Annotated in this window: 1 protein-coding gene; it reads left to right on the top strand. The window is 44.5% G+C overall.

What is annotated here, in order from left to right; genetic code table 11:
• Positions 1 to 445: 445 nt before the first annotated feature.
• Positions 446 to 1,067 (top strand): hypothetical protein (locus KDK14_RS00865; RefSeq protein WP_257263125.1); only part of this gene is annotated, 622 nt, incomplete at its 3' end.

Raw genomic sequence — 1,067 nt, 5'->3', positions numbered from 1 at the left:
GGAGTGCCGGCACAAGGAGTCAGAAATATATGATTTCATATGGTTAGCTACTTACGTAGAAGCTAAAGAAAGAATGGACAGTTGTACTATCAGGAAGAACTCCTTAATGTCTACCCTAAGCGTCTTGGCTAAAAAATGGATGAAACTATTTACTAATTAAATGGTCCAAATAACCGCAAGCGAATTACACTTTTCGCCTGATGATTAATTTGTCCAAAAGCCAATGGATAATTTATGAAGCTTTTTGAGGTGCTGCTTGTTTTGAATAAAAAGTTTCGAATAAAAAGTTTCGAATAAAAAGTTTCGAATAAAAAGTGAAATCAAAATTTCTGTGCAACTTTATCGCGCTGGGTGGGTTAGGACTTTCGATATTCAGCTCTGAGCGGATGCCCAATGTCATACCTCAATAAAAACGTTAAACAACCACACAACGGATATTGCCATCATGTTTCCTGTAACTTCAGGTTTTAAAAACTCAGGTTTTAAAAACAATGCAGGTTGCTCCACAGATTTGCCTGATGCCAGTGCCGCAGGCACCAATCATTGTGAAATACCGTCATCCGTTGCTTCAGACACTCCTGCTTTTTCTGACATAGGAAAGTGCCAGATCATCAGGCCTGTTACGACGTTTACTCCTGGCAGTACCAACCACGACCTGGCGGCAACGCAATTAACAACCCGTAACTGTACTGAACCACAGATGGCCGTTGCCCCCCCGACTATGCCAAACCGGGAATTATTGGGTGGTAAAGGGATGTTCCTGACCTTGATGCAGAGCGCAGAATTAGCTGTCCCGCCATTTCGCTGCATTGAAACAGGCATCGTGCAGGAGCTTGAGGCGCTTCAATTTGATGCCAGCCCATTACTGACCACGCTGGATGATGGCCATGAGTTTGCCCATGCAACGGCCAGTCTGGGGGATATAAGACAGTGGATTGTCAAAATGGAGCCAGCAGGCAACCCATCGGGCAATCCAACAGCAAGACAAAAGCGCTGGCTCGATGCGCTTTCTTCGTTTATTGCTGGCCCGGATTTTTATCAGCAAATAAGCGCTCTACCCATTGCTG

Source organism: Endozoicomonas sp. ONNA2 (assembly GCF_024606365.1).
GTDB lineage: Bacteria > Pseudomonadota > Gammaproteobacteria > Pseudomonadales > Endozoicomonadaceae > Endozoicomonas.
This window is presented reverse-complemented; position numbering and strand designations above follow the sequence as displayed.